The sequence below is a fragment of the Sphingomonas gei genome, assembly GCF_004792685.1.
Lineage (GTDB): Bacteria > Pseudomonadota > Alphaproteobacteria > Sphingomonadales > Sphingomonadaceae > Sphingomonas > Sphingomonas gei.
In genome coordinates this window covers 227386-252463 of sequence record NZ_SRXT01000004.1, presented here as the reverse complement: position 1 = coordinate 252463, position 25078 = coordinate 227386, and the positions used below count along the sequence as shown (strand labels likewise).

The window sequence follows — 25078 nt, the reverse complement described above, 5'->3', positions numbered from 1 at the left end:
CCAGAGCCGCTGGCCGGATCGCCTGCGGCTCGAATGTCAAAAGGGCGCCGCAAGGGCGCCCTTTCTAAATTACTTGCGAAGCCCGAGCTTCGCGATGATGCCGGTATAACGGGCCTCGTCCTTCTTCTTCAGATAGTCGAGGAGGCTGCGGCGCTTGTTGACCATCAGCAATAGACCGCGGCGCGAGTGATTGTCCTTCGCGTGGGTCTTGAAATGCTCAGTCAGGTTGGTGATCCGCTCGGTGAGGATTGCAACCTGGACTTCGGGGCTGCCGGTGTCGCCGCTCTCGCGGCCATGTTGCTTGACGAGCGCGTCCTTGCGCTCCTGCGTGATCGACATGTCTCTATTCCTACGACATCGCGTTACAGGTTGAAGCCGCGGACGACCCGGACGAGTCCGGACTGAGCCTCCACCAGCGCGACCGGCACATCGTCCAGCAGCGCAAAATATTGGCCATCATCGGCGGCGATCCCGGCCAGAACCTGCCCCCTGCGGAGCAGCCCTGCCTGGTCGGGCGTGAGGAATAGAGCCGGGATGTCGTCCAGCCCCGCCCTCAGCGGCAGGATTAACTGTTCAAGGGTGCGGGCCTTAGCGGCATCGGCCAATTTGTCCAGCGAAATAGCGGAATCGAGGCCGAACGGGCCGGCCTTGGTGCGCCGGAGCATGGCGACATGGCCGACGGTGCCGAGCGCGAGCGCGATGTCGCGCGCGAGGCTGCGGATATAGGTGCCCTTGGAGACATGGGCGGTAAGGGTCGCGAACTGCTTCCCGTCTTCGCTCCACCACGCCACATAGCCCAAGGCGTGAATGGTCACGCGACGCGTGGCGAGTGTTACCGTCTCACCGGCACGCGCGAGGTCATAGGCGCGCTCGCCGTCGACCTTCAACGCGGAATACGCCGGCGGAATCTGGTCGATCTCCCCAATGAAATCGACCAGCACATCCTCGACATCGGCACCATCGACGAGGGCGTCGGAGGTGGCGATCACCTTGCCCTCGAGGTCGAGCGTGTCGGTCTCCGCCCCGAAGCAGATGGTGAATTCGTAGACTTTGTCACTGTCGAGCATCCGCCCGGCGAGCTTGGTCGCCTCCCCTACCGCGATCGGCAGCACGCCCGTAGCCAGCGGGTCCAGGGTACCGCCATGCCCGACCTTGAACTTGCCATAGCCGCCGTCGCGCAACGCGCGCTTGACCGCGCTGACGCCCTGCGTCGAGCCCAGCCCCAAGGGCTTGTCGAGGATGATCCAGCCGTGCATCCGCTCAGCCCCCGGTACGCTGCATGAAGTGGCGCCGGCACAAGGCGACGTAGCGTTCGTTGCCGCCGATCTGCTTTTGCTCGCCCTGCCGCACCGCCTTGCCGAACGCGTCGACCCGCAGGTTCATCGTCGCCTTGCGCCCGCATTCGCAGACCGACTTGATCTCGACCAGCGAGTCGGCGAGCGCGAGCAGTTCGGCCGAGCCAGCGAACAATTTGCCCTGGAAATCGGTGCGCAGCCCGTATGCGAGCACCGGAATATCGTCTTCGTCGCACAGTGCGGCGAGCTGGCGGACCTGCGCGGCCGAGAGGAACTGTGCCTCGTCGACCAGCACGCAAGCGAGCGGCGCCTCGAGATGCGCGTCCTGCGCGATCTGCCGGAGATCGGTACTGCCGCCGAAAGCAATGGCAGTCGCGCTGATCCCGAGCCGCGAATCGATCACGCCCTTGCCGCCACGATCGTGCACCCCGGCGGTGAACAACAGCGTGCGCATGCCGCGCTCGCGATAATTGAAATCGGCCTGGAGCAAGGTGGTCGATTTGCCGGCATTCATCGAGGCGTAGTAGAAATAGAGCTTGGCCATCAGGCGAGAGTCTCGATCGGGCAGGGCGCTTTGTCTCCCGCATCCGCGGCGACATCTTCATCAAAAGTGAGAAAGGCGGTCGCACCGCGAGCAGCGACCAGATGGATCAGGTCTGCAAAGTCGCCGCGCTCCAGCAGACGGGCCAACGCCCATTCCACTTGCTCGCGACAATCGACCAATACTTTCGGCATATCGAGCAGCGAGCGCAACGCGGTGACCACCTCGCTACGCGACAGCCCATAGCGCGCTCGCAATAACCACCCGGTCTCGAGCAGAACCGTGAGCGGCACAAAAGCCTCGGTGGCGAGCACCGCATCGGCGATCCGGGCTTGATGGGCATCGTCGCGCATCAGCGCCCGCGCAATGACGTTTGTGTCGACCGCTCTCACCAGTTTCCGCGCGAGCCGCTTTTCGCCCATTCCTCTGCAATCGTCTGGTTCATCTCTTGGATGCTGACCGCCGGCCCGTCATAGCGGATCCTCGCTTGAAGGTCGGCGATGATCTGCTCGTAGCTTCGACCCGACTTCGGCCCCGCAGGTCGCAATACGATATCGCCGCCCGACTGGATCACTTCGAAACGCTGGCCTGGTGCAAGCCCAAGCGCCTCGCGCACATCCTTGGGGATGACGACTTGCCCCTTTTCCGACATGATAGTCTTTACGTTCATGCAGGTAAGATGCGTCTTACTGAGGGCGGAGTCAATCTTCGCCGAGGTCGCGCGCGACGCCCGGCGCGCGGAGCAATTGCTCGATATGGCTGCCTTCGTCGAAGCTCTCGTCGGCGACGAATTTGAGCTTGGCGGCATATTTCATCTTCACCCGGCCGGCGACTTCGCGCTGGAGATAGGCGGTGTTGGTCCTCAGCGCCTTGAGGACCGCCTCCTCGTCCTTCCCGAGCAAAGGCTTCACGAACACCGTCGCATGCCGCAGATCGGGGGACATGCGGACTTCGGTGACCGAGACCATGTGGCGCGCCAAGGTCTCGTCATGCACGTCGCCGCGCTGGAGGATCTCGGAAAGGATATGGCGCACCTGCTCGCCGACGCGGAGCAGGCGGACGGTACGGTCTTCGGTCTGGGTGTGCTTCATTCTTCTCTCCCTCTCCCCCTCAGGGGAGCGGTGGGTCGCTGGCCGGGGAGAGGGCAGTCAAACCGCCAAACTTCCCCTCTCCCGCCTTCGCTTCGCTCGGCACCCTCTCCCCGGAAGGGGAGAGGGATTTTAGTTACAGCGTGCGTTCGCGCAGTTCGACCTCGAAGGTTTCGAGATAGTCGCCCGCCTTGATGTCGGTGAAGTTCTGCGTGAACGTGACACCGCATTCGAGACCCGCGCGGACTTCGGGGACATCGTCCTTGAAGCGCCGCAGCGACGCGATCTCGCCCTGGTAGATGATGACATCGTCCCGGGTGATACGCGCCTTGAGCGCCTTGCGGATGACGCCTTCGGTGACGAGCAGACCCGCCGCCTTGCCGTGCTTGCCCGCGCTGAACACTTCCTTGATCTCGGCGCGGCCGACGATCGTCTCGAACGCCTCCGGCCCGAGCTGGCCTGCCATGCCGGCGCGGATCTCGTCGGTCAGCTCGTAGATCACGTCATAATATTTGAACGCGACCTTCTGCCGATCGGCGATCTCGCGTGCCTTGGCGTTCGGGCGCACGTTGAAGCCGATGATCGGCGCGCCGCTGGCACCGGCGAGCGTAACGTCGCTTTCGGTGATGCCGCCGACGCCGGCGTGGAGAACCCGCGCGCGAATGTCGTCGGTCGAGATCTTGTTGATCGCGGCGACGATCGCCTCGACGGTGCCCTGGGTATCCGCCTTGACGACCAGCGGATATTCCATCGCCTGCTTGTCCTTGAGCGCCGAGAACATGCTCTCGAGGCTGGCCGGGGCATTGGTGGTCCGCTTGTTCTGGATCACGCCAGCGCGATATTCGGCGACTTCGCGAGCACGCGCCTCGTTCTCGACGACCTGCAGCGGATCACCCGCCATCGGCACACCCGACAGGCCGAGGATCTCGACCGGCATTGCCGGACCGGCTTCCTTGATCTGGCGGCCCTTGTCGTCGACCAGAGCACGGATCTTGCCGCTCTCGGCACCGACGACGAAGACGTCGCCGACCTTGAGCGTGCCGCGGTTGACCAGCACGGTGGCAACCGGGCCGCGGCCCTTGTCGAGCTTGGCCTCGATCACGGTGCCTTCGGCCTCGCGATTGGGGTTGGCGCGCAGTTCGAGCAATTCGGCCTGAAGCTGGATCTTCTCGATCAACTGGTCGAGCCCGGTCTTCTTGAGCGCCGAGACTTCGACGTCCTGGACTTCGCCGCCCATCTCCTCGACCATCACTTCATGCTCGAGCAGACGCTGGCGCACGCGCTGCGGATTGGCGCTGTCGAGGTCGACCTTGTTGATCGCCACGATCATCGGCACGCCGGCCGCCTTGGTGTGGTTGATCGCCTCGATCGTCTGCGGCATCAGCCCGTCATTCGCCGCCACCACCAGCACGACGATGTCGGTGACGTTGGCGCCGCGCGCGCGCATTTCCGAGAAGGCCTCGTGGCCCGGCGTGTCGAGGAAGGTGATCTTCGACTTGTCCTTCAGGGTGACCTGATAGGCGCCGATATGCTGGGTGATTCCGCCGGCCTCGCCGCGGACCACATCGGTGCCGCGCAGCGCGTCGAGCAGCGAAGTCTTGCCGTGATCGACATGCCCCATGATCGTGACGACGGGGGCACGCGGCTGCAGCGTATCCTCGGCATCCTCGACGGTGTCTGCAGCCAGATCGACATCGGCATCGGAGACGCGGACGATGTTGTGGCCGAATTCGGTGACGAGCAATTCGGCGGTGTCCTGGTCGATCGTCTGCGTCATCGTGACGGGCGAGCCCATCTTGAACAAAGTCTTGACCAGGTCGGCGCCCTTTTCGGCCATGCGATTGGCGAGTTCCTGGACGGTGATCGCCTCGGGGACGACGACGTCGCGGACCTGCTTGGCCTGCGCCTCGCGCGCGCCGCCATAGGAGCGGCGATGCTCCTTCTCGCGCGCACGCTTGAGCGCTGCCAGCGAACGGGCGCGCGCGCCGTCATCGCCGCCGAGCGCGCGGGTGACGGTGAGCTTGCCGGCCTGGCGGCGGTCGTCGCCCTTACGGTCGCGCTGCTGCGGACGCGCGGGCTCGGCCGGACGCCGCGGCGCGAGGCCACCGGCGGTCGGCGCGGTACGCGGCGCGGCCGGGCCTGTGGTTCCGGCAGCGGCAGGGCGTTCCTGCCCCGCGGACTGTGCCTGCGGCTGCGGCTCGGGCTCGGGCTTGGGCTGCGGCCTGGGGATTTCCGGGCGCTGTACCGGCGTGAAGATGCGCGGCGCGGGGCGGCTCGTGTCGAGCTGGATGCCGACCGGCCGCGGGGCGGGCGCGGGGGCCGGCGTAGGTGCGGGAGCCGCAGGCGCGGCGGCCGCGGTCGGCGCAGCGGGCGCGGCTTCGGGGACCGCGGGCGTTGCCACCGGCTCGGGCGCGGCTTCGACCTCGGGCGCGTTGGCAGCTTCGGCCTCGGCGCGGGCACGCTCCTCGACACGGCGGGCTTCGGCCTCGATGGCTTCGGCGCGCTCGCGCTCCTCGCGGCGGCGCGCTTCCTCGAGCGCCTGCATGCGCTGGTCTTCGGCTTCGCGCAGCATGCGCGACTGGCGCTCCTGCGCCGACTCGTTCGAGACGGGCGGGCGTGGTGCCGGCGCGGGCGGCGGCGGCGCCTGCGGCGCGGGGGCCGCGGCGACGGGTTCAGGCGCGGGCGCCTGCTCTTCCTGCGGCGCACCCTGCGGGCCGAGGACGCGGCGGCGCTTTACTTCCACTACCACCGTATTGGAGCGGCCGTGGCTGAAGCTCTGCTTCACCTTGCCCGTCTCGACCGTGCGCTTCAGCCCCAGCGGCGCGCGCATGCCCAGTTTCGGCTTTTCGTTTTCCGTATCGCTCATGCGGCTGCTCAAAGTCCTTCAGTCGAGTTCGTCATAATCTGCGACCCGCCCGGCGGGAACGCCGATGCGCCCTGCGAGCCTGTTTCGCAAGGGCGGGAAGCGGGGTCGGGTCCGATAAAGTGCAGCCAGCGGTCGAGCGCTTCGCTCACCCGCCTGGCCGCCTTGGGATCTGTCAGGCCGGCATGTACCACATTTTCCCGGCCCAGCGCCAAGGACAATATGGTGCGCGGCAGGGGCAATGTTAACCCCTTGCGCCCGCTGCCTTCCATGTCCGAGCCGACGCGCCACGCCTGGGCGAGCTTACCTGCGCCATCCTGGCCCGCATCCGAAGCGTGGAGCAGCAAGTGAAGCTTGCCCGAGCGCGCCGCCTTGTCGAGGCGCTCGCCGCCGATGACGACATTGCCCGCCTTGGATTCGAGCCCGAGGCGATCGAGCAGGTTGCGCAGCAGCTGCGCCTCGATGCGCGCGCCGAGATCGTCGGGAATGCGCAGGTCCTGCGTCTTGAACGCACGCGACAGCGCGCCGCGCAATTTGCCCTTGGCCTGCGCGGCCTCGAGTTCGGCGCGCGGCACCCCGATCCAGGCGCCGCGGCCGGGGGCCTTGGCGCGGATGTCGGGAAGCACTTCGCCGTCGGGCGAGAGCGCAAGCCGGACCAGCCCGTCCCGCGGGGCTTCCTCGCGCGCCAGGATGCAGGTGCGAACGGGATCATGTCCCTCCCGTTTGCGGGAGGGGTTAGGGGAGAGGCTGTCCGCCTCTGAACGGCCTGGCGAGGACAGGCCGTCTTCCGTTCCCTCGCGCAAAGCGGGAGGGGAGGAAGAGGCAGTCGCTGCTAGCGCGCGGGCATCATTGCTCGGATTCCGCAACAGCGTCCTCCGCATTGGCCGATGCCGGCTCTTCTTCGTCCGCAAACCAATGCGCGCGGGCGGCCATGATGATCTCGTTGCCCTGATCGTCGGTCAGGCCGTATTCGGACAGGATCCCGCCCTTGTCCTCGGCGCGCTCCGACGACTTGCTGTTCTCGGCGCGGCGGCGCGGCTCCTGGCGCTTCTTCTGGACCAGCTCGTCGGTGGCGAGATCGGCGAGGTCGTCGAGCGTCTTGATTCCGGCCTTGCCGAGCGTGACCAGCATCGCTTCGGTCATGTACGGCATCGTCGCGAGATCGTCCTCGACGCCGAGCTCGCGGCGCAACTGGCGATTGGCTTCCTCGCGGCGGTCGAGCGCTTCCTGCGCGCGGCTCTGCAGCTCCTGGCCGAGCTCCTCGTCGAAACCTTCGATTGTAGCGATCTCGCCGAGCTCGACATAAGCGACCTCTTCGAGCGACCCGAAGCCCTCGGCGACGAGCAGCTGGGCAAGCGTCTCGTCGACGTCGAGCTCGTTCTGGAACAGCTCGCTGTTCTGGACGAACTCCTTCTGGCGCTTCTCGCTGGCATCCTGCTCGGTGAGGATGTCGATCGCCTTGCCGGTGAGCTGCGACGCGAGGCGGACATTCTGGCCGCGGCGGCCGATCGCGAGGCTGAGCTGGTCGTCGGGGACGACGACTTCGATGCGGTCATCCTCTTCGTCGATCACGACGCGGCTGACATTGGCCGGCTGGAGCGCGTTGACCACGAAGGTCGCGGTGTCGGGCGACCAGGGGATGATGTCGATCTTCTCGCCCTGCATCTCCTGGACGACCGCTTGGACGCGGCTGCCCTTCATGCCGACACAGGCGCCGACCGGATCGATCGAGCTGTCATGCGAGATGACGCCGATCTTGGCGCGCGAGCCCGGATCGCGCGCGGCGGCCTTGATCTCGATGATGCCGTCGTAGATTTCGGGGACTTCCTGCGCGAACAGCTTCTTCATGAAATCGGGATGCGCGCGGCTGAGGAAGATCTGCGGCCCGCGATTTTCGCGGCGGACGTTGAGGATGATCGAGCGGACGCGATCGCCGACGCGGACGACTTCGCGCGGGATCTGCGCGTCGCGGCGGATCACGCCCTCGGCGCGGCCGAGATCGACGACGACATGGCCGAACTCGACCCGCTTGACCACGCCGGTGATGATCTCACCCATGCGGTCCTTGAACTCTTCATGCTGGCGCTCGCGCTCGGCGTCGCGGACCTTCTGGAAGATGATCTGCTTCGAGGCCTGCGCCTGGATGCGACCGAACTCGATCGGAGGCAGCGGATCGACGATGAAGTCGCCGATCGCGGCGTCCTTCTGGAGCTTCTGCGCGCCCTTGAGATCGACCTGCTTGAAATAATCGTCGACTGCCTCGACCACCTCGACGACGCGCCACAGGCGGAGATCGCCGGTGGTTGGATCGAGCTTGGCGCGGATGTCGTTCTCGCTGCCATAGCGGTTCTTGGCGGCGCGCTGGATCGCGTCCTCCATCGCCTCGATGACGATGGCGCGGTCGATCAGCTTTTCCTTGGCGACCGAATCGGCGATCGCGATCAGCTCGGCGCGATTGGCAGTAACGGCAGTGGCCATCAGTCTTGTTCCTCTGCTTCGATTTCTTCGATTTCTTCGGCGCCCTCGATAGAGAGCGGCGCGGTTGCGGCGATCAACCGGTCGGTGATCGTCAGTTTGGCGTCTTCGATCAGGTCGAACGGCACCGAATGCTGCACGCCTTGCGCATCGACGATGCCGACGGTCGTTCCTTCGACACCGGCGAGATCGCCTTTATATTGTTTGCGCCCGTCCAGCTTCTCGGCGAGGTTGATCCGCGCCTCGTGCCCCACCCAGTCCTGATAATCCTGAAGGCGGGTGAGCGGGCGGTCGATTCCGGGCGAGCTCACTTCGAGCCGATAGGCGTGCTCGATGGGATCGCGGCCCTCGGCTTCGAGCGCGTCGAACTTGTCCGAGATGCGGCGCGAAAGATCGGCGCAGGCATCGATGGTGAGCTGGCGGGTGTCGGGCCGCTCGGCCATCACCTGCAGCGTTGGATCGGAGGTTCCGCCGAACATCTTGACGCGCACGAGCTCGAGCCCGAGCGCCTTGGCTTCGGGTTCGATCAGGCTGGTCAATGCGGCGATATTCGCCATCGGGTCTCCGGCAATCAGATAAGCAGGTTCAGCGCCGGAGCCCTGCGGGCCCCGACCTCGGCATGTGTGACGATGTCGAGAAAGTATGAGCGATATACGCGCTCGCCGCCGTGCAGGCAAGTAGCGGTTGTGCGCCGCGGGGTATTTTGGCCGAGGCGGCTCGACAGCGGAGCGCAACTGCGGGATGCGCGTTGCACAGCAAACCGCAAGGGGATGAACGATGCGCAAAATTCGAGTGCTCCTGCCGGCGGCGGCGTTGCTTGCCGCGTGCAACCCCCAGGCCGCCGCCGTCGCGCAGGATAACGCCGCGCCTGCGGCGAATGGACTGCCGTTCCAGGTGACCCCGGTGGCCGATTTCGACGCGCCCTGGGCGATGACCTTCCTCCCCGATGGCCGCCTGCTGGTCACCGAGAAGGTCGGCACGCTGCTGATGGTCACCGCAGATGGACAGCAACGCTCGACCGTCAGCGGCATTCCCGCGGTGTCGAGCGCCGGCCAGGGCGGGCTGATGGATGTCGTGCTCCACCCGAGATTCGCGCGGAACAAGCTGGTCTATTTCAGCTTCTCCGAAGCGAACGCGGCGGGGTTGAAGGGGGTCGCGCTGGCACGCGGCAAACTCGCGGATACACCGCCCTGCGCTGTGGCGCCGTGCCACCCGATGTTGACCAACGTTCAAGTGATCTTCCGCGCCACGCCCTATGTCGAGGGCGATGGCCATTTCTCGGGCCGCATCGCCTTCTCGCCCGACGGCAAATACCTGTTCTTCACCAATGGCGAGCGCCAGAAATTCGATCCGGCGCAAGATCCGAAGATGACACTCGGCAAGGTGCTGCGGCTCACGCCCGACGGCAAGCCTGCGCCGGGCAACCCGCTCGCGGCGAAGGGCTTCCACCCGGCGGTGTGGTCCTATGGCCACCGCAATCTGCTCGGCATCGCGTTCGACGCCAAGGGCAATCTCTGGGAGCAGGAGATGGGTCCCAAGGGCGGCGACGAAGTCAATCTGATCGTGCCGGGCCGCAACTATGGCTATCCCAAGGTCTCGAACGGGAGCCATTATGATGGGCGCGACATCCCCGATCACGCGCCCGGCGACGGCTTCGAGGCGCCCAAGGTGTGGTGGAACCCGGTGATCAGCCCCGGCGGGCTGATGGCCTATTCGGGCAAATTGTTCCCGCAATGGCAAGGCGACCTGTTCATCGGCGGGCTGTCGAGCAAATCGCTGGTCCGCGTCCACGTCAACGGCACCAATGCCGCCAAGGGCGACCAATGGCCGATGGGCGCGCGCATCCGCGAAGTCGAACAGGGGCCCGACGGCGCGATCTGGCTGCTCGAGGACGGAGGCGATGGGTCTCAAGGGCGTTTGCTGCGTTTGACTCCCGCCGGCTGAAGGTAACGCACCGGCGGAGGAGCGTATCATGTGGCACAACCTCTTGCTGGCGAGCGTAGCGCTGGCGACGCTTTCGGCGTGCGGCGGTGGTGGCGACGGCGGCGTCGTCACCCCGACGCCAACGCCTTCGGCCAGCCCTTCCCCGACCCCGTCACCCGCACCGAGCCCGACGCCTACGGCTACGCCGATAACCTCGGTCCGCTCGACGGCAGTCGCCAGCTTTTCCTGGCCGTGGGCGATGGTGTTCATGCCCGACGGCCGGTTGCTGGTCACCGAGAAGCCGGGGACGCTGCGGATCGCGGCGCAGGACGGCACCAAGTCGGCGGCGCTCGGCGGGGTGCCGGCGGTGTCCTATGCCGAGCAAGGCGGGCTGCTCGATGTCGCGCTCCATCCGAATTTTGCGACCAACAAACTCGTCTATCTGAGCTTTGCCGAGCCGGGCACAGGCGGCGCGGGACTCGCAGTCGCGCGCGGGACGCTGGTCGAGGACGCCTCCGGGCCGCGGCTCACCGGCACGACGGTATTCTGGCGCCAGACGCCCAAGGTTTCCGACACCGGCCAATATGGCGGGCGCATGGCCTTCGCGCCCGACGGCAAATTGTTCGTCACCGCCGGCGACCGCCGCGCCATTTCGCGCGTCCAGGATATGAGCACTACGATCGGCAAGATCGTCCGGCTCAACGACGACGGCACCGTGCCCGCCGGCAATCCGTTCGCGGCCACCGCCGGCGCCAGGCCCGAAATCTGGACCCTCGGCCATCGCAATCCCTATGGCCTCGCGTTCGATTCGGCCGGGCGGCTGTGGGAGCACGAAATGGGGCCCGCGGGGGGCGACGAGTTCAACCTGATCGTCGCCGGGCAGAATTACGGCTGGCCCAACGTCTCGAACGGGCAGAATTACGACGGCAGCAACATCCCCGATCACACCCCCGGCGACGGCTATGCCGCGCCGTTCGTGTCGTGGACTCCAGTGATCGCGCCAGGCGGGATGATCATTTACGGCGGCGCCTTGTTCGGCGCCTGGCAGGGCGACGCGATCATCGCCGGGATGACGAGCCGGGGACTGGTGCGCGTGCGCTTCACCGCGACCAGCGGTGCTGAGGCCCAGCGAATCGGCCTCGGCCAGCGCATCCGCGAAGTCGAGCAGGGCCCCGATGGCGCGATCTGGGTGCTCGAGGATGCGGCGAACGGGCGCCTGCTCAAGCTGACCCCCGGCTGAGCTAGCGCACGATCAGGTAATTGATCCGCGCCGCGGCGATCGGACGGTCGGGCTCATCCTGCCACGCGATCGCCTCGACATTGGCGACGCGCGTGCCCAGCCGCGTGACGGTGCCCCGCGCCCGCGTCGGCTTGTCGCGGCCGCCGCGCATATAGTCGACGGTCAGGTTGATCGGCTTGATCCGCACGTCGCCCTCGGCCGCGAGCGCCTGTTTGAGCGCGCCCACTGCGGCCATTTCGAGCAGGCCGCCGATCGCGCCGCCGTGGAGGAAGCTCGGCCGCCCGACCAATTCGATCGCGAACGGCATGACGTAGGTCGGCGCGATGTCGCCGGGCTCGACTTCGAGCCCGAGCAACCTGGCATAGGGAATCACCAATAGCCTCCCACCGCCATGAACGTCCCGGCGACATGCGCGAGCGGGTCGTTCGGATCGCCGTCATGCGCCTGCCCGCGCACGAAGGCGATCGAGCGGGTGATGCGATAGCATTCGCCGCGGCCGATCACCGTCTGCCCGGGGCGCGCCGGACGCAGATAGTCGATCCGTAGGTCGAGCGTGGCGTGCCCCTTGAAGGCGTCGAGCTTGAGCCACACGCCGATGCTGGTCGCCGTGTCCATCAAGGCAAGGATCGGGCCCGATGCGATCACCCCCGAAGCTTCATCGCCGATCAGATCCTTATGGTAGGGCAAAGCGAGCTCGACCCAGTCGTCGCCATGATCGTGATAGACGATGCCCAGCCTGCCGCCATGCCCGCCGAAGCGGCCGCCGAACAGCAATTTGGGATCGAAGGCGCGCGCGCTGTTCGTCATCGCCGAGCCCCTAGCGCGGGGGGCGGGGCCACGCAAACGCAGGGGAAACGCTACATTACAAGGATGTAACGTGCGCCGTGCGGCAGGCTGGCGCAGTCTGACCCGGACTCTGAGGGAGGGTGCAGATGAAACTGGTGCAGATCGATCCGGCGGAGATCGTCGAACTCGACACGCGCGTGGCGATCCACGGCGCCGTGCGGACCGAAGAGACGGGAATCGACGAGCTCTTCGAGATGCTCGTCGGAATTGCCGTGCTGATCTACGAACTGGCGCCGCGCTGAGCGGATGCATCGGATATCCGTCCCGACTCGCGCCGCGATGGCGCGTGCGCGCGAACAATCCGGCGCGACGATGCGGCAATGGCGCGATGGCGCCGAGTATCGCGCGGCTACCGACGCTTTTGACGGTTGTGGAGCATGCCCCGAGCGGGCCGCCGCATGCGCGGAAGGGCTATTGCGGGACGATAGCTGGGCGGGCGCGCTGGTCGCCCCGCTGATCCGCACGCTCGAAGCCGATCCGCTGTTCGACCCGTCACTCAAATTTCACCGCGATTCGCGGCGGGTGGGGGCAGTGCTGTTCGATTGTCCCACCGCGTCGATCGCCGCGCGGGTGAACAGCGCCGCGGCGATGGCGACGCTGCCCCCGCTGCAAACGATCGTGTTCACCGGCAGAATCGCCGTGACACGCGTGGTCAAAGCGGGAGGAGCGCAGCTGCGGCGGTGGCACGCGACCTTTGCGTCGCCCGAGCCCGGCGCTGCCTGCGTCGCGCGATTCGCAGGCACGCGTCCGCTTGACGACGGGGAAGTGTATCGGACCGACGGCAGGGACCAGGCGCAGCTGATTTGCGGCGCAGCGAGCGACGTGGTGACCCTGGTCGCGACGATCCGTGCCGGCGCCGCGCCGCTGATCCGCGAGCATGACCTAGCGAGCGGCGCACTGGTGCGAGTAAGCGACGCCGACGACCGCCCGTCGCGGACCGCGATGCTGCTGCGCTTCCTGCGCGTCGCCGGCCGGGCGGACGCAGCGGAATGTTTCGAGGAAGCGACCCACGCGCCCGAATTCCACCTGCGCTGGGCAGCGATGCGCGAATGGCTCGCACTCGACGCGGCCCGCGCCGCGCCGCGGCTGGCCGAGATGGCGGCTACCGATGCGAACCACGACGTGCGTGCCGCCGCTTCGCTTATGGTTCCGCGCGTCGAGGCGCGGCTGGCGGGGCGATGCCGCGGCTGATCGCTCCCGGCCAAAGCGGGCCGATCGGGCTCGACGAACTGGTCGAAGCGCTCGACGCGGCCGACTTTGATGCGCGCGATGAGGCGAGCTTCGCCGCGCTGGGTCCGTTGCTAGCGCGGCTGGGGCGCAATCGCGATTTCCTCGCCGAGCTCGCGATCGACGAGCTCAAGGGCCGCTGCGAAGACCAGCATCGCGGCAACGGCTATGGCGCGCAGGTCTTCCTGCTGCGGCCGCCCAACGCGCGAACCGTGCTGCGCGCCAATTTCTGGCCGGCGCGCGCAGATCCGCTGGTGCGCGCCAGCGGCCCTGCGGCGTTCTATTACGATCTGCCCCACGACCATAATTTTCCGTTTCTGACCTATGGCTATCTCGGCCCCGGCTATTGGAGCGATTATTTCGAATATGAGGTCGACGCGCTCGCCGGGGTGCCGGGCGAACATGCGGGGCTGCGGTTCGTCGAACGCTCGCGGCTCGAACCGGGCAAGCTGATGCTCTATCGGATGCGGCGCGATATCCACGTCCAGCTGCCGCCCGACGATTTCTCGGTTTCGCTCAACATTCTCGGTGCAGACCCGGCCCAGCCCTGGCTCGATCAGTATCGCTTCGACATCGAGCGCGGCGTGATTGCCGAGGGACTGACCTGCACCGGCGCCGAGGCACTCCTCGCCGTCGTCGTGCACATCGCCAATGGCACCGACCTCGCCGCGGCTTTCGCCCGGCATCATCCGTGCGATCGGATGCGCGTGACCGCGCTCGATGCGCTCGCCTCGGCCCTGCCCGGCGAGGCCGATGCGCTGCTCGAAGCCGCGGCGGGCGCTTCGAGCCGCTATGTCGCGGCGCACGCCCGCGCGCGGATGGCGAGGCGAGCTGCTCCGTAACGGAGATGTTTTGATCCGATCCGGAGAAAATGCGCGGTACGCTCGCGCGGTGGCCGGACTCGTCGCATGCGCGCTCCACATCCCCATGCTCCGGGAGGCCGCCGGCGCGCGCGGGCTGGCGATCGTCCCGGTCGCCTCCGCCGCTTTGGCCGCCAGCGGCGCACAGGCGGCGATCGTCGGGCTGGAGGGCCGCGACCCGGCTGCGTGCGTGGCGCGGGCGCGGGCACAGGGATGGCAAGGCGCACTGATGCTCGTGCTCGCCCGCGATTGCAACGGCGGCGTCGCGGGCGCGCTCGACGCCGGCGCCGACGACGCCGTCGCGCTGCCAGCCTCGGCGAGTGAGATCGCGGCGCGGCTCGCGGCGCGGCTGCGCTGCCGGGCACCCATGATCGCGCTGGGCGGGCTGCGAATCGACACGGTCGAACGGCGCGTGGAGCGTGAAGGCCGCACCGTACCGCTGCTCCCACGCGAATATGGCCTGCTGCTCCATCTCGCGCGGTCCGCGGGGCGCTGTGTCGGGCGTGCGGAACTGCTCGCCGCGGTGTGGGGGCTGCACTTCGATCCCGGCACCAATGTCGTCGAAGTCCATGTCTCGCGGCTGCGCGCCAAGCTCGACCGCGGCTTCGCGATCCCGATGCTGGTGACCGACAAGGGGTGCGGATACCGCCTTGCCGGCTGACCCGAGCGGGGGATTGGCGTAGCATAACGGCTCGAAGAGGAGCCCAAATGACCGAGCAGCGCGTCACCATCGCCATCGAGGACCATGTCGCGGATGTCCGGCTGGCACGGCCCGACAAGCTCAATGCGCTGGATCCGGCGATGTTCGCCGCGCTGATCGACACGATAGCGCAGCTGGCGGACATCAAGGGACTGCGCTGCGTCGTGCTCTCGGGCGAAGGCCGCGGCTTTTGCGCGGGGCTCGACATGGCGAGCATGGCCGGCGCCGGGTCGGGCGTGGATTTGACGGCGCGCAGCCACGGCCTTGCCAATGATTTCCAGCAAGTCGCCTGGGGCTGGCGGACGCTGCCGGTGCCAGTGATCGCCGCGGTGCACGGTGTCACCTTCGGCGGCGGGCTGCAGATCGCCAGCGGCGCCGATATTCGCATCGCCGCCCCCGATTCCCGGCTGTCGGTGATGGAGCTGAAATGGGGCATCGTCCCCGATATGGCGGGCTTTGCCTTGTGGCAGGGAAGCGTCCGCGACGATGTCCTGCGCGAACTGGTCTATACCGCGCGCGAGTTCGACGCCGAACAGGCGCAGACGCTCGGTTTCGTGACTCGGATCGCGGCGGATCCCCATGCCGAAGCGATGGCCGTCGCGCGGGCGATCGCCGGGCGCAACCCCGACGCGATCCGCGCGGCCAAGCGGCTGGCGAATCTGCAAGCGGATGCCGGCACCGTCCTGCTGGAAGAGAGCCGCGAGCAAGCCGCGCTGCTGCGCTCCCCCAATCAGATCGAAGCAGTGATGGCCAACCTGCAGAAGCGCGCGCCGTCCTTTACTGACTGAGTCTTGCAATCGAACCTGGCGCCGCTAGACCGTGCTCCATACCCGAAGCTCGAAAGCGAGTCCCGACATGCGAGAGGCTGCCATCGTTTCGACCGCGCGGACGGGCGTCGGCAAGGCCGGCCGCGGCTATTTCAACGATACCGAAGCGCCGGTTCTCGCCGCCCATGTGATGAACGCGGCGATCGAGCGGGCCGGCATCGACCCCGCGCGGATCGACGACGTGTTCTACGGCATGGGCAACCAATGGGGGACGCAGGGCGGCAACATGGCGCGGCTGGCGCTGTTCGCGGCGGGTATTCCGAATAGTGTCCCGGCGTTCAGCCTCGACCGCAAATGCGGCTCAGGACTGACCGCGATCGCGCTCGCGGCGCGCTCGATCATGACCGACGAAATCGACGTGGCGCTCGCCGGCGGAATGGAGTCGATCAGCCTCACGATGCAGAACGCACCACGCGTGGTGAACCGGTCGGTGATCGAACGGGTGCCCGCGGCCTATATCCCGATGATCGAGACCGCCGAGATCGTTGCCGAGCGCTATGCGATCGGCCGCGAAGCGCAGGACGCCTTCGCCGCGGCAAGCCAGCAGCGCGCCGTCGCCGGGCTCGCGGCGGGCGCCTTCGCCGAGGAGATCGTGCCGATCACCGTCGAAAAGGCGCTGTACGACAAACAAGGCAGTCGCATCGGCAGCGAGACCGTGACGGTGACGCAGGACGAAGGCATTCGCCCGGGAACGACCGTCGAAGGGCTCGCCCGACTCAAGACCGTCTGGCAGGGCGGCGACTTCGTCAAGCAAGGTCGCCATGTCACCGCCGGCAATGCCAGCCAGTTGTCCGACGGCGCCGCCGCACAGATTCTGATGGACCGCAAGACCGCCGAAGCCGAGGGCAAGGCGATCCTCGGCATCTATCGCGGCTTTCAAGTCGCGGGGTGCGAGCCCGACGAGATGGGGATCGGCCCGGTCTTCGCGGTGCCCAAATTGCTCGCGCGCGCCGGGCTGAAGATCGACGATATCGGGCTGTGGGAAATCAACGAGGCGTTCGCCAGCCAATGCCTGTATTGCCGCGATACGCTCGGGATCGATCCCGACAGGCTCAACGTCAACGGCGGCGCGATCGCGATCGGCCATCCTTTCGGGATGACCGGATCGCGACTGGTCGGCCATGCGCTGATCGAAGGCCGCAAGCGCCGGGTGCGCTATGTCGTCGTGTCGATGTGCACCGCCGGCGGCATGGGCGCCGCCGGCCTGTTCGAGATCCCCTAGACCAGCCCCAGCGCCTTGGCCGCAGCGGCCTCGGCCTGGGCGTGCAGTGCCCAGAAGCTGGCGATGTGCTTGCCCTCCAGCCGCCGTTCGAGCACCGCGAGGTGTGCCCCCCATCCGCCGCCGAAGCTGCGCGCGTCCTCGGGACCGCGCAGGCCCGCATGGGTGAGCGTCAAACGGGTACGCGCGTCGCCGATGCGGGCCAGTTCGATCGTCACTTCGCCTGCCTTGCCGTCCGACCAGGTAAAAGCCAGCAAGCGCGGCGGCTCGATCCGCGTGATCGTCTCGGACCAGGCCTTGCCCTGGTTGGCGGCATAGCGCTCCGGGTTCGGCACGTCGTCGTCGGACAGCGCATCGTGCGCGAAGGTCATGCCGAGCTTGCCGCCCTCGCACGGCTCGGTCGGCCCGCCCATGAACCAGCGGGCGCGCAGCTCGGGATCGATCACATATTGCCAGACGGTCTCGATCGGCGCGGCGAGTTCGCGCTCGAAGCGCAGCATCTGCGGGGTGATCGTGTCGGCAGTCAGCGTGTCAGCCATGTCCATTCTCCAATATGCGGGCGAGACTTTCGAGGATCGTCGCCCAGCCCTTGCGGGTCTGGTCCTCATAGGCTGCCCATTGCGGGTCCATTTCGTGGGTCGGAGTGAGCGTGCATCCACCGGGGGCATCGGCGATCTCGATCGTCACGCGAGTCCATTGGGTCTCCTCCGCCGGATCTGCGACGAAAAGGAAGACGAGGCGTTGCGGCCGCTCGATTTGGAGATAGCGGCCGCGATGTTCGGTATCGCCGGCAGCGCGGCGCTCGGTCAGCGTAAAGCTGCACCCGTGGGTCGATGTCACAGCGGATCATTGCGCCGTCGGGGGTAGCGAACAGGAAGCGCGCGGCATCGGCGGGATCGAGCCACGCGTCGAACACCCGCGACGCCGCGACCGCGAAGCTGCGCGTGACCGTCAGGGTCGGCCGCGCGGTCATCCGCCTTTCTCCTTGTCGGCGATGAGCGCTTCGAGCCGGTCGAGGCGCAGCGTCCAGAACTGCTCCCATTGGCGCAGCCATTTGTCGGCCTCGGCCAATGGCGCGGCGTTGAGCCGGCAGAGCTGGTTGCGGCCGACCTTGCGCCGCGCGACGAGCCCGGCGCCTTCCAGCACCTTCACGTGCTTGGCGGCACCGGCGAAGCTCATCGCAAAGGGTTCGGCGAGCTCGCCGATCGATTTCTCGCCGAGCGCGAGCGTGGCGAGCATATCGCGCCGAGTCGGGTCGGCGAGTGCGTGAAAAGTCGTATCGAGTCGTTGTTCAACCATATGGTTGAATCTGGTCGATGCACCTGCTTCAGTCAACCATTTAGTTGAATATCATTTGCGCGCGCCGTGCGTACTGCTCGGATCATGTCGAAGGCATAGAGCGCGCAGCCGATCCAGATCAGCGTGAAGGTGATGATATGGACCGTATGGACCTTCTCGCCGAACAGCAGAACCGCCTCGGCGAATTGGAGCGTGGGCGCGATGTACTGGAGCAGGCCGAGCGTCGCGAGCGGCAGGCGGCGCGCCGCGGCGGCGAATAGGAGCAGGGGCGCCGTGGTGACGATTCCCGCCAGCGCGAGCAGCATATCGAGGTGATTCGACTGGCCGAAGGCGGCGGTGCCCGACTGGCCGGCATAGAGCAGCACGGCGATGCTGAACGGCGCGAGCAGCAACGTCTCGACGGTCAATCCGCCGAGCGCGTCGATCGCGGCGACCTTGCGCAACAGGCCATAGAGCCCGAAGCTCATCGCCAGCAGCAGCGACAGCCACAAGGCGCCGCCGCCGCTCGCGGCGAGGAGGATCACGCCCAGCGCAGCGACACCGATCGCCACTGCCTGGAGCCGCCGCAGCCGTTCGCCGAGAAAGGCGAAGCCGAGCGCGACATTGACCAGGGGATTGATGAAATAGCCGAGGCTCGCTTCGAGCACATGGCCGTTCTGGACCGCCCAGATATAGACGATCCAGTTGATCGCGATCATCACCGCGCTGCCGACGAGCAGCAGCAAGGTGCGCCCACGCGCCGCCGCGACGATCCCGCGGGCGCGGCGCAAGACGACGATCAGCACTGCCAGCAGCGCCAGCGACCAGAGCACGCGATGCGCGAGCACCTGGAGCGCGGGGACCGCTTTCAGCAGATGCAAATAGAGCGGCAGCACGCCCCAGAGCGTATAAGCGCCGACGCCGAATAGCAGACCCGCGGCGCCGGGTTGGGACGAGTTGCGCATGGCTCCCCTTCGCCGCTCGTCCGCGGCACGGCAAGTGCGAGACGCTTGGGGCCGGAAAAGCGCTGCTACGCCCGGGCGCGCTTCAGGCTTGGGGCCGGACCGGGTTGGCCGCTTCGGCGCCGACCACAGTAGCCCAGGGCACCACGCTCCAGCGCGTTACCAAGCCGTTCGCCACATAGGGATCGGCGGCGGGGAAGGCATGTGCGGCGTCGGCGTCGGTGAACAGCAGCAGCGCCGATTCGACCGGCTCGCCGACGGCGCCGCCGAGCAACAACTCGCCGCGCGACTGCCGCCCAGGCAAGCGCAAGATGCGCATCGCGCAGGGCCGCGCGGCGCTCGAGATAATCGGGCGCCAGTTCGTAGCGGAGCAGGAAGTGCACCATCTCAGTCGGCGAACAGCAATACGGGGGTCTCGAGCAGCTTCCGAACGGCCTGGACGAAGCTCGCCGCGTCCCAGCCGTCGACCACGCGGTGGTCGCAGCTGATCGAGAGGTTCATCAATTTGGCGCGGACGATCGCGTCGCCGCGGAACATCGGGCGCTCGACGATCTTGTTCGGCCCGATGATCGCGACTTCGGGGCGATTGATCACCGGCGTGGTGGCGATCCCGCCGAGCGGTCCGAGCGACGTGACGGTCAGCGTCGAGCCGCTCAGTTCCTCGCTCTTCGCCTTGCCGGTGCGCGCGGCTTCGGCGAGGCGGGTGATCTCGGCGGCGAGCTGCCAGACATTGCGGTCCTGCGCGTCGCGGATCACCGGCACCATCAGCCCGGCATCGGTCTGCGCCGCCATGCCGAGATGGACGCGGCCATGGCGAGTGACCACGCCCGCCTCGTCGTCGTAGCGCGCGTTGATCATCGGGAAGTCCGGGATCGTCCGGCAGATCGCGACGATCAGGAAGGGCAGCATCGTCAGCTTGGGACGCTGGCCGCGATTGGCGTTGAGATCGCCGCGCATCTCTTCGAGCGCAGTCACGTCGATCTCGTCGACATAAGTGAAATGCGGGATCGCGCGCTTCGACGCCGCCATGTTCTCGGCGATGCGGCGGCGCATGCCGATGACCTTGATAGGTTGATCCTCGCGGGCACGGCTGGCGTGCGGAGCGTGATAGCCCTGGCCATGGCCGTAGCGGAGATAGGCGTCGAGATCGGAATGGCGCAGGCGGTCGCCTTCGGCCTTTACGGCGGCGAGGTCGATGCCAAGATCCTGCGCGCGGGCGCGAACCGCAGGCGAGGCGAGGACGTGCTTTTGCAGTGCGGGGGCACTCCCCTCCCCGTTCGCGCTGAGCTTGTCGAAGGGCTGTTCTTCCCTGCTGGCTCCGGGTGAAGTGGCGGACGGCGCTTCGACAGGCTCAGCGCGAACGGGGAGAGAATCGTTCTCTGTCGCCTCTTCGACGCCGGGATTTTCGGCTTCGAGGACCTCCTCGCTGGGCGCTTCCGCCGCGTCGCCATCGGTCTCGACCACCATCAGCGCCGATCCGATCGCGACCTGATCGCCGACTTCACCGGCAAGCTCGATCACCACGCCCGACACCGGCGATTCCATCTCTACGGTCGCCTTGTCGGTCATCATGTCGGCAACTTGCTGGTCTTCCTCGACGCGCTCGCCGACACGCACGTGCCACGCGACGATCTCGGCCTCGGCGATGCCTTCGCCGATATCCGGCAGGCGGAAAGTGAAGCGGGCCATCGGGGTCAATCCTTCAGGAGTTTCTTGAGCGCCTCGGTGATGCGGACGGGGCCGGGGAAATAGGCCCATTCGAGGCTGTGGGGATAGGGCGTGTCGAAGCCGGTGACGCGCTCGATCGGCGCTTCGAGATGGTAGAAGCAGCGCTCCTGCACCAAGGCCGAGAGCTCGGCGCCGAAGCCGCCGGTGCGCGTCGCCTCATGGACGATCATGCAGCGGCCGGTCTTCTTGACCGATGTCTCGATCGCCTCGATGTCGAGCGGGACGAGCGTGCGCAAGTCGATGATCTCGGCGTCGATGCCGAGCTCCTCGATCGTGTTCGAAACGACATGGACCATCGTGCCGTAGCAGAGGATCGTCAGCGCCTCGCCGCTGCGGACCGTCGCCGCCTTGCCGAGCTCGACGCGGTAATGGCCCTCGGGCACCTCGCCCGCGGGGTGCGCCGACCAGTTCTTCGACGGGCGGTCGTAATGGCCGTCGAACGGCCCGTTATAGATGCGCTTGGGCTCCAGGAAGAGGACCGGATCATTGTCCTCGATCGCCGATATCAGCAGCCCCTTGGCGTCGTAGGGCGTCGACGGGATCACCGTCTTGATCCCCGAGACGTGCGTGAAGATCCCCTCGGGCGATTGCGAATGCGTCTGCCCGCCGAAGATGCCGCCGCCATACGGCGAGCGCACCGTGATCGGCGCCGTGAAGTCCGCCGCCGAGCGATAGCGCAGCCGCGCCGCTTCGGAAACGAGCTGGTCGAGCGCCGGGTAGATATAATCGGCGAACTGAATCTCGGGGACTGGGCGCAGGCCGTAAGCGCCCATCCCGATCGCGACGCCGATGATGCCGATTTCGGTGATCGGGGTGTCGAACACGCGGGTCTTGCCGAACTTGGCCTGGAGCCCGGCAGTTGCGCGGAAGACGCCGCCAAAATAGCCGACATCCTCGCCCATCACGACCACGTCGGGATCGCGCGCCATCATCACGTCCATCGCCGAGTTGATCGCCTGGATCATGTTCATCCGCACGGTGGCGCCGGCTTCGTCGTCGCCGCTCATATCCCCGCCGCCTTGCGCTCGGCGATCATCTGTTCGGACTGTTCCTTGAGGTGCCAGGGCATCTCCTCGAACACGCCTTCGAACATGGTCTCGAAGGGTTGGTGCATGCCGTGGCCGAGAATGCCGTTCTTCTCGGCTTCCTTCTGCGCGCGCTTCACTTCCTCGGCGAGTTCGAGATCCTGCGCCGCATGGCGTTCCTCGTCCCACTCGCCGAGCGCAATGAGATGCTCCTTCAGACGCCGCACCGGGTCGCCGAGCGGCCAGGCATTGGGCTCGCCCGCCGAGCGATAGGCGGTCGGGTCGTCCGAGGTCGAATGGCCCTCGGCGCGATACGTGAAATGCTCGATCAGGGTCGGGCCCTGGTTGGTCCGCGCCCGCTCGGCCGCCCATTGGGTAGCGGCATAGACTGCCAGCGCGTCATTGCCGTCGACGCGCAGCCCGGCAATGCCATAGCCCACCGCGCGCGCCGCGAAGGTCGTCGCCTCGGCGCCGGCAAAGCCCGAAAAGCTGCTGATCGCCCATTGGTTGTTGACGACGTTGAGGATGACCGGCGCCCGGTACACCGTCGCGAAGGTCAGCGCCGAGTGGAAGTCGCCCTCAGCGGTGCTGCCCTCGCCGCACCAGGTCGCGGCGATGCGGGTGTCACCCTTGGCCGCGCTCGCCATCGCCCAGCCGACTGCCTGCGGATATTGCGTCGCGAGATTGCCCGAGATCGAGAAGAAGCCGTGATCCTTGGCCGAATACATGATCGGCAGCTGGCGTCCCTGCAGCGGATCGCCCTTGTTCGAGTAGATCTGGTTCATCATCGTGACCAGCGGATAGCCGCGCGTGATCAGGATGCCCTGCTGCCGATAGGAAGGGAAGCACATGTCGTCCGCGGCGAGCGCCATCGTCGCGGCGACCGCGATGGCCTCCTCGCCGGTCGACTTCATGTAGAAGCTGGTCTTGCCCTGGCGCTGGGCGCGGAACATGCGCTCGTCGAACGCGCGGACCATCGCCATCGAGCGAAGCATCTTCCGAAGCGCCTGTGCGTCGAGCCGCGGGTTCCACGGCCCGACCGCCTGGCCCGCATCGTCGAGCACGCGAATCAGGGTATAAGCGAGCTCATGAAAGTTGGCGGCAGGCTCGGCGCTGTCGGGCCGGCGCGCCGAGCCCGCAGGCGGGACGTCGACGTCGCTGAAATCGGCCTCGTCGCCCGGCCGGAATTTCGGCTCGGGCACATGCAGCGATAGCGGCGGCAAATTGGCGCGCGGGGCGTCCATGATCTCTCCGAAGTTCGGACCGTATCGTTCCGGAGAACGCACGGACTCGGGTTCCGGACGCTTGTTATAAAATTTCAAAAGCCTTGTCGAGTAGGTCAGCAAGGCTGACCCTATCGCCACCTCACTCAGTGGCGGAAATGCCGCATTCCGGTAAAGACCATCGCGAGGCCCGCCTCGTCGGCCGCAGCGATGACGTCGTCGTCGCGAATCGAGCCGCCGGGCTGGATCACGGCAGTGGCGCCCGCTTCCACGGCGGCAAGCAGCCCATCGGCGAAGGGGAAGAAGGCGTCCGAAGCCACTGCCGAGCCGATCGTGCGCGGCTGGCCCCAGCCGGCCTTGTCGGCGGCGTCCTTGGCCTTCCACGCGGCGATGCGCGCCGATTCGAGCCGGTTCATCTGCCCCGCGCCGATCCCCGCGGTGCTGCCGCCGCTGGCATAGACGATGGCGTTCGACTTGACATGCTTGGCCACCGTCCAGGCGAAAAGGCAGTCGGCGAGTTCCTGCGCAGCCGGCGCACGTTTGGTCACTAGCTTGAGATCGGCCTCGGTGATCCTGCCGTTGTCGCGCGACTGGACCAGCATGCCGCCGGCGATCGACTTGAACATCAGCCCCGGGCGCGCGGGATCGGGAAGATCCCCGGTGATCAGCAGGCGCAGATTCTTCTTGGCGGCGAAGACTGCGCGGGCCTCCGCATCGGCATCGGGCGCGACGACGACTTCGGTGAAGATGCCGGCGATCGCCTCCGCGGTTTCGCGGTCGAGGATGCGGTTGACGGCGATGATCCCACCGAACGCCGAGATCGAATCGCAGGCCAGTGCCCGAAGATAGGCCTCTTTCAGCGTGTCCGCGGTGGCGACGCCGCAGGGATTGGCGTGCTTGACGATGACGACCGTCGGCGGACCGTCCTTGAACTCCGAGACCAATTCGAGCGCGGCGTCGGCGTCGTTGTAATTGTTGTAGCTGAGCGCCTTGCCCTGGAGCTGCTCGGCCTGCGCGATGCCGCGCGCGCCGCTCTGGGGCAGATAGAGCGCCGCCGACTGGTGCGGGTTTTCGCCGTAGCGAAGCTCGGGGCCCTTGGTGAGCGCAACTGGAAGCGTTTGCGGGAACCTCTCCTCCTGGTCGGCGAAGGCGAACCAGCTCGCGATCGCCGCGTCATAGGCGGCGGTGGCGGCATAGGCCTTGGCGGCGAACTTCCGGCGCTGATCGAGCGTGGTGCTGGCCCCGGATACCAGCGGATAATCGGCGGGATCGGTGACGATCGCGACCGAATCATGGTTCTTGGCGGCCGAGCGGACCATCGACGGGCCGCCGATATCGATATTCTCGATAATCTCGTCCCGCCCGGCGCCGCGCGCCACGGTCTGCGCGAAAGGATAGAGGTTCACCACCACCAGATCGATCGCGCCGATATCATGTTCGTCCATCGACGCGACATGCTCGGGATTGTCCCGCACCGCGAGCAGCCCGCCATGGACCTTGGGGTGGAGCGTCTTGACCCGGCCGTCCATCATCTCGGGGAAGCCGGTCAGATCGGAGATGTCGCGCACGTCGAGCCCGGCGTCGCGCAATGCCTTGGCGGTGCCGCCGGTCGAGACCAGTTCGACGCCCTGGGCGGCGAGCGCCTGGCCGAGTTCGACGATCCCGGTCTTGTCGGAGACCGAGAGAAGCGCGCGCTTGATGCTGACCTGATCCATGGCCCGCTCTCCTAAGGATCGCGCCCCGCCTCGCAACCCCTTT

General features: G+C 67.0%; 29 protein-coding genes. 8 read left to right on the top strand and 21 right to left on the bottom strand.

What is annotated here, in order from left to right; all coding sequences use genetic code 11:
- Positions 1-69 precede the first annotated feature (69 nt).
- From rpsO to rimP, 10 genes are all read right to left on the bottom strand, one after another.
- Positions 70-339, bottom strand: coding sequence for a 30S ribosomal protein S15 (rpsO, locus tag E5A73_RS11040; protein ID WP_135963884.1), 270 nt, complete (start codon positions 337-339; stop codon positions 70-72).
- A gap of 23 nt (positions 340-362) precedes the next feature.
- Complete coding sequence (gene truB, locus E5A73_RS11035; protein ID WP_135963883.1) at positions 363-1256, bottom strand: tRNA pseudouridine(55) synthase TruB; 894 nt, start codon at positions 1254-1256, stop codon at positions 363-365.
- 4 nt (positions 1257-1260) lie between these two features.
- Positions 1261-1839 (bottom strand): thymidine kinase, encoded by a 579-nt coding sequence (locus E5A73_RS11030; protein ID WP_135963882.1) that lies wholly within the window; start codon positions 1837-1839, stop codon positions 1261-1263.
- The gene (locus E5A73_RS11025) at positions 1839-2258 is read right to left on the bottom strand and encodes a type II toxin-antitoxin system VapC family toxin (protein WP_135963881.1); all 420 of its coding nucleotides are present in this window, start codon (positions 2256-2258) and stop codon (positions 1839-1841) included. Before E5A73_RS11025 ends, E5A73_RS11030 begins: the two co-directional genes overlap by 1 nt.
- Positions 2225-2506, bottom strand: coding sequence for an AbrB/MazE/SpoVT family DNA-binding domain-containing protein (locus tag E5A73_RS11020; RefSeq protein ID WP_135963880.1), 282 nt, complete (start codon positions 2504-2506; stop codon positions 2225-2227). The genes E5A73_RS11025 and E5A73_RS11020 overlap by 34 nt, the downstream gene beginning before the upstream one ends.
- Before the next feature lie 31 nt (positions 2507-2537).
- Entirely contained in the window at positions 2538-2927 is a 390-nt protein-coding gene (gene rbfA, locus E5A73_RS11015; RefSeq protein WP_135963879.1) for a 30S ribosome-binding factor RbfA, read from the bottom strand.
- A gap of 133 nt (positions 2928-3060) precedes the next feature.
- Entirely contained in the window at positions 3061-5790 is a 2730-nt protein-coding gene (infB, locus tag E5A73_RS11010) for a translation initiation factor IF-2 (protein ID WP_135963878.1), read from the bottom strand.
- Between the two features lie 8 nt (positions 5791-5798).
- The gene (locus tag E5A73_RS11005; RefSeq protein WP_240700163.1) at positions 5799-6479 is read right to left on the bottom strand and encodes a DUF448 domain-containing protein; all 681 of its coding nucleotides are present in this window, start codon (positions 6477-6479) and stop codon (positions 5799-5801) included.
- 154 nt (positions 6480-6633) lie between these two features.
- Complete coding sequence (gene nusA, locus E5A73_RS11000; RefSeq protein WP_135963876.1) at positions 6634-8265, bottom strand: transcription termination factor NusA; 1632 nt, start codon at positions 8263-8265, stop codon at positions 6634-6636.
- Positions 8265-8819, bottom strand: coding sequence for a ribosome maturation protein RimP (rimP, locus tag E5A73_RS10995; protein WP_135963875.1), 555 nt, complete (start codon positions 8817-8819; stop codon positions 8265-8267). The genes nusA and rimP overlap by 1 nt, the downstream gene beginning before the upstream one ends.
- A 220-nt stretch (positions 8820-9039) precedes the next feature.
- Between rimP and E5A73_RS10990 the strand changes: the two genes are divergently transcribed.
- Both E5A73_RS10990 and E5A73_RS10985 read left to right on the top strand, forming a co-directional pair.
- Positions 9040-10206: a PQQ-dependent sugar dehydrogenase gene (locus tag E5A73_RS10990; protein ID WP_135963874.1), complete on the top strand. Its 1167-nt coding sequence runs from the start codon at positions 9040-9042 to the stop codon at positions 10204-10206.
- 28 nt (positions 10207-10234) lie between these two features.
- Positions 10235-11425, top strand: a complete 1191-nt coding sequence (locus E5A73_RS10985) for a PQQ-dependent sugar dehydrogenase (protein WP_135963873.1) — start codon at positions 10235-10237, stop codon at positions 11423-11425.
- Between the two features lies 1 nt (position 11426).
- Here the strand turns inward: E5A73_RS10985 and E5A73_RS10980 are convergent, their stop codons facing one another.
- Entirely contained in the window at positions 11427-11801 is a 375-nt protein-coding gene (locus E5A73_RS10980; protein ID WP_135963872.1) for a PaaI family thioesterase, read from the bottom strand.
- On the bottom strand, positions 11795-12232 hold the full coding sequence (locus E5A73_RS10975; RefSeq protein WP_135963871.1) for a PaaI family thioesterase: 438 nt from the start codon (positions 12230-12232) through the stop codon (positions 11795-11797). Before E5A73_RS10975 ends, E5A73_RS10980 begins: the two co-directional genes overlap by 7 nt.
- Before the next feature lie 125 nt (positions 12233-12357).
- Between E5A73_RS10975 and E5A73_RS21370 the strand changes: the two genes are divergently transcribed.
- The 6 genes from E5A73_RS21370 (at position 12358) to E5A73_RS10950 (ending at position 17107) form a co-directional block, all read left to right on the top strand.
- Positions 12358-12513: a hypothetical protein gene (locus E5A73_RS21370; RefSeq protein WP_168355901.1), complete on the top strand. Its 156-nt coding sequence runs from the start codon at positions 12358-12360 to the stop codon at positions 12511-12513.
- 4 nt (positions 12514-12517) lie between these two features.
- Positions 12518-13462, top strand: a complete 945-nt coding sequence (locus E5A73_RS10970) for a hypothetical protein (protein ID WP_135963870.1) — start codon at positions 12518-12520, stop codon at positions 13460-13462.
- On the top strand, positions 13450-14340 hold the full coding sequence (locus E5A73_RS10965; RefSeq protein WP_135963869.1) for a transposase: 891 nt from the start codon (positions 13450-13452) through the stop codon (positions 14338-14340). The genes E5A73_RS10970 and E5A73_RS10965 overlap by 13 nt, the downstream gene beginning before the upstream one ends.
- Before the next feature lie 85 nt (positions 14341-14425).
- The gene (locus tag E5A73_RS10960) at positions 14426-15019 is read left to right on the top strand and encodes a response regulator transcription factor (protein ID WP_240700133.1); all 594 of its coding nucleotides are present in this window, start codon (positions 14426-14428) and stop codon (positions 15017-15019) included.
- A gap of 47 nt (positions 15020-15066) precedes the next feature.
- Positions 15067-15846, top strand: coding sequence for a crotonase/enoyl-CoA hydratase family protein (locus tag E5A73_RS10955; RefSeq protein WP_135963868.1), 780 nt, complete (start codon positions 15067-15069; stop codon positions 15844-15846).
- A gap of 67 nt (positions 15847-15913) precedes the next feature.
- A complete protein-coding gene (locus tag E5A73_RS10950; protein ID WP_135963867.1) occupies positions 15914-17107 on the top strand; it encodes an acetyl-CoA C-acyltransferase in 1194 nt (397 codons plus the stop codon).
- Here the strand turns inward: E5A73_RS10950 and E5A73_RS10945 are convergent.
- From E5A73_RS10945 to purH, 9 genes are all read right to left on the bottom strand, one after another.
- Positions 17104-17643, bottom strand: a complete 540-nt coding sequence (locus tag E5A73_RS10945; protein ID WP_206366462.1) for an SRPBCC family protein — start codon at positions 17641-17643, stop codon at positions 17104-17106. The two genes, E5A73_RS10950 and E5A73_RS10945, sit on opposite strands and share 4 nt — an antisense overlap.
- A complete protein-coding gene (locus E5A73_RS10940) occupies positions 17636-17944 on the bottom strand; it encodes an SRPBCC family protein (RefSeq protein ID WP_206366461.1) in 309 nt (102 codons plus the stop codon). The genes E5A73_RS10945 and E5A73_RS10940 overlap by 8 nt, the downstream gene beginning before the upstream one ends.
- A gap of 129 nt (positions 17945-18073) precedes the next feature.
- Positions 18074-18403 carry an ArsR/SmtB family transcription factor gene (locus E5A73_RS10935; RefSeq protein WP_135963866.1) on the bottom strand — a complete coding sequence of 110 codons (330 nt, stop codon included), beginning with the start codon at positions 18401-18403 and terminating at the stop codon, positions 18074-18076.
- Positions 18404-18435: 32 nt separating this feature from the next.
- Positions 18436-19347 carry an EamA family transporter RarD gene (gene rarD / locus E5A73_RS10930; protein WP_135963865.1) on the bottom strand — a complete coding sequence of 304 codons (912 nt, stop codon included), beginning with the start codon at positions 19345-19347 and terminating at the stop codon, positions 18436-18438.
- Positions 19348-19429: 82 nt separating this feature from the next.
- Positions 19430-19663, bottom strand: a complete 234-nt coding sequence (locus E5A73_RS10925) for a YciI family protein (RefSeq protein WP_240700132.1) — start codon at positions 19661-19663, stop codon at positions 19430-19432.
- Between the two features lie 68 nt (positions 19664-19731).
- Positions 19732-21033, bottom strand: coding sequence for a dihydrolipoamide acetyltransferase family protein (locus E5A73_RS10920; protein WP_135963864.1), 1302 nt, complete (start codon positions 21031-21033; stop codon positions 19732-19734).
- A gap of 5 nt (positions 21034-21038) precedes the next feature.
- On the bottom strand, positions 21039-22043 hold the full coding sequence (locus E5A73_RS10915; RefSeq protein ID WP_135964222.1) for an alpha-ketoacid dehydrogenase subunit beta: 1005 nt from the start codon (positions 22041-22043) through the stop codon (positions 21039-21041).
- A 32-nt stretch (positions 22044-22075) separates the two neighbouring features.
- The gene (locus E5A73_RS10910; protein WP_135963863.1) at positions 22076-23341 is read right to left on the bottom strand and encodes a 3-methyl-2-oxobutanoate dehydrogenase (2-methylpropanoyl-transferring) subunit alpha; all 1266 of its coding nucleotides are present in this window, start codon (positions 23339-23341) and stop codon (positions 22076-22078) included.
- A 125-nt stretch (positions 23342-23466) separates the two neighbouring features.
- Positions 23467-25035, bottom strand: a complete 1569-nt coding sequence (purH, locus tag E5A73_RS10905; protein ID WP_135963862.1) for a bifunctional phosphoribosylaminoimidazolecarboxamide formyltransferase/IMP cyclohydrolase — start codon at positions 25033-25035, stop codon at positions 23467-23469.
- Positions 25036-25078: the final 43 nt, after the last annotated feature.